Source organism: Paraburkholderia caledonica NBRC 102488, from assembly GCF_000685095.1.
Classification (GTDB): Bacteria; Pseudomonadota; Gammaproteobacteria; order Burkholderiales; family Burkholderiaceae; genus Paraburkholderia; species Paraburkholderia caledonica.
On sequence record NZ_BAYE01000055.1, the window covers coordinates 1 to 2541 of the forward strand.

Annotated in this window: 2 protein-coding genes; both read right to left on the reverse strand. The window is 64.9% G+C overall.

Going from position 1 to position 2541, the window contains the following annotated elements; all coding sequences use genetic code 11:
- Positions 1–352: 352 nt before the first annotated feature.
- On the reverse strand, positions 353–1522 hold the full coding sequence (locus BCA01S_RS34150) for an IS91 family transposase (protein WP_027780679.1): 1170 nt from the start codon (positions 1520–1522) through the stop codon (positions 353–355).
- Positions 1523–1528: 6 nt separating this feature from the next.
- Positions 1529–2419 carry a site-specific integrase gene (locus tag BCA01S_RS34155; protein WP_027780680.1) on the reverse strand — a complete coding sequence of 297 codons (891 nt, stop codon included), beginning with the start codon at positions 2417–2419 and terminating at the stop codon, positions 1529–1531.
- Positions 2420–2541: the final 122 nt, after the last annotated feature.

A 2541-nucleotide genomic window follows, 5' to 3' on the forward strand; every position in this document is an offset into this window, starting at 1 on the left:
CGTTAAGGTTTATTCGATGCCTGCCATCGGCCGCAGGAATGTGCATGCATCCGCCCGTGTCGGCAGGCGTCGAATAAACCCGATGGAGGAAACCGCGGGGTGCGCCGGTGCGGCTGGAGGCTTCGTGGCTATGGCGATTGATAGGCCGCTATGCTCTGTGGTGCAGGATGCGGCACGCTCAGGCGGGGTGCCGGAGCGTCGCTAACGCCGGAGCGAAGCGGTGCAGTCGTGCATTCACGGTGATGAAGTGGGTGGGCGAAGCGCTTTGCGAAGCGACACACGCAAACGTCCTCTCGTGGGCTGCGTTGCCGCAAAGCCGACGGTCGGTTCGGATATCGAGGACCCGTGTAGTTCATGTCTGATCCCGGCGCATCGGCGGTGCGCGGATCGGGGCGCTGCGCGCGAGGATATCGATGACGATCATCGGCGCGCCGCAGTGCCGGCAGGTGAAGACGGGCCGGACTTCGATGATGGCGTCGTCCGTTGGCGGGCGGATTTCGGGTACGACGTGCAGCAGATCGCGTATCCTCGCGAGCCTGGCGCAGCGCACCGGGTTCGCAAGCAGTCCGTAGTGACGGATCCGGTGGAATCCACCGGGCAGCACATGGAGCAGGAAACGGCGCATGAATTCGCTGGCCTCCAGCGTCATGGTCTTGTAGCGGGTGCGTCCCTTCGCACGGTAGTCCTTCCAGCGGAACGTCACGCCACGCTCATCGAAGGCGACCAGGCGCTGGTTGGAGATGGCGACGCGGTGCGTGTAGCGTGAGAGGTATTCAAGCACCGCCTTCGGTCCGGCGAATGGGTGCTTGGCGTAGACCACCCATTCGCATTTATGCATTGGCGCAAGCCACCGCGCAAAGGTGGCGGGATCAGCGAGCCCGGCGTACTCACCGAAGAACTGTAGCTGGCCATGCCGGTGTGCCGCTTCGAGCGCTTCGAGGAAGCGCCGGCGAAACAGGCGTGAGAGCACGCGCACCGGCAGGAAGAAGCCGGGCCGGCACGCAATCCAGCGCTCGCCATCGGGAGAGAGTCCGCCGCCGGGTACGATGCCGTGCACGTGGGGATGATGCGTGAGTGCCGAGCCCCAGGTGTGCAGGACGAGCGTGGCCCCGATCTGCGCGCCGAGATGCCGGGGATCGGCGGCGATCGTGCGCAGGGTGTCGGCGGCGATGTCGAGCAGCAGGCCGTAGATGATCCGTTTGTTGTACCAGGCGATCGCACTGACGGGCGCGGGAAGCGTGAAGACGACGTGGAAGTATTCGACGGGTAGCAGATCGGCCTGACGTGCCTCCAGCCAGCGGTGTGCGGCGCTGGCCTGGCACTTCGGGCAATGCCGGTTGCGGCACGAGTTGAAGGACACCTCTGTCCTTGCGCAGCCTGAACAGCGCAGCACATGCCCGCCCAGTGCCGCCGTGCGGCACCGTTCGATGGCCGACATAACCTTCAGCTGCCCCAGGCTCAGGTGCGTTGTAGCCCGCCATGCTGGCCCGTGGCTGCGGAAGATGTCCGCAACCTCCAGCATGAGGCGCTAAAGCACAGGGGCCGACTCGGGGGGCAGACGGTCCAGCGGACTGGTGACCTCGCGCAGCAGGTCGGTGGCCACCTGGACGTAGAGCGCGGTGTTCTCGAGCTTGGCATGGCCGAGCAGCACCTGGATCACGCGAATGTCTACCTTCTGTTCAAGGAGGTGTGTCGCGAAGCTGTGCCTCAGCGTGTGCATGGATACACGTTTGTCGATGTGCGCAGCCTCGGCGGCGGCATGAATGGCGCGGTTCAGTTGCCGCGTGCTCAACTGATCGAGCGGATCGAGCCCGGGAAACAGCCACCCACCATCGGGCATCTTGCCCTGCGCACGGGCCACGCGCCACCACACACGCAGACGCTCGAGCAGCACCGGCGAGAGCATGGCGTAGCGGTCACGACGGCCCTTGCCCTGCTCGATACGCAGTGTCATGCGTTCGCTGTCGACGTCGGCGACCTTCAGCGCGACCACTTCGCTGGCGCGTAGCCCCGCGCCGTACGCGACCGACAACGCGGTCTGGTGCTTCAGGTTGCCGGCGGCCTCGATAAGCCGCCGCACTTCGTCGGGACTGAGCACGACGGGCAATACGCGGGGCACACGCACGGGTCGCATCCTGACCATCAGTTCGGGCCGGTCGAGCGTCACCGTAAAGAAGAACTTCAGTCCGGTGATCGCGTGATTCAGCGACACGGCTGATGTGCCGTGGTCGACCAGATAGAGCTGGTAGCGGCGCAGGTCCTCGACGGTGGCTGTGTCTGGCGAGCGCCCGAGAAACCGGGTGAACTCACGCACGATGTGCAGATAGATGTCCTGCGTCCTGGGGGCAAGCTGGCGCATGCGCATGTCGTCGATCATGCGCTGGCGCAATGGGCTGACGTTTGCTGGTAAGGAGGTCATGATTCGGCTCCTGCTGAAGAACGAGGCGGATTGCCTCATTCGCCAACATAAAGCCGCGTGACCGGCCTCTCCCTCACCTCCAGCGTCAGACCGTAGCCCCTACCGCGCGAGCGGTTTAGTCC

Excerpts from the sequence above, each read along its gene's own strand:
- BCA01S_RS34150 (WP_027780679.1), bottom strand. The coding sequence starts at position 1,522 with ATGCTGGAGGTTGCGGACATCTTCCGCAGCCACGGGCCAGCATGGCGG.
- BCA01S_RS34155 (WP_027780680.1), bottom strand. The coding sequence starts at position 2,419 with ATGACCTCCTTACCAGCAAACGTCAGCCCATTGCGCCAGCGCATGATC.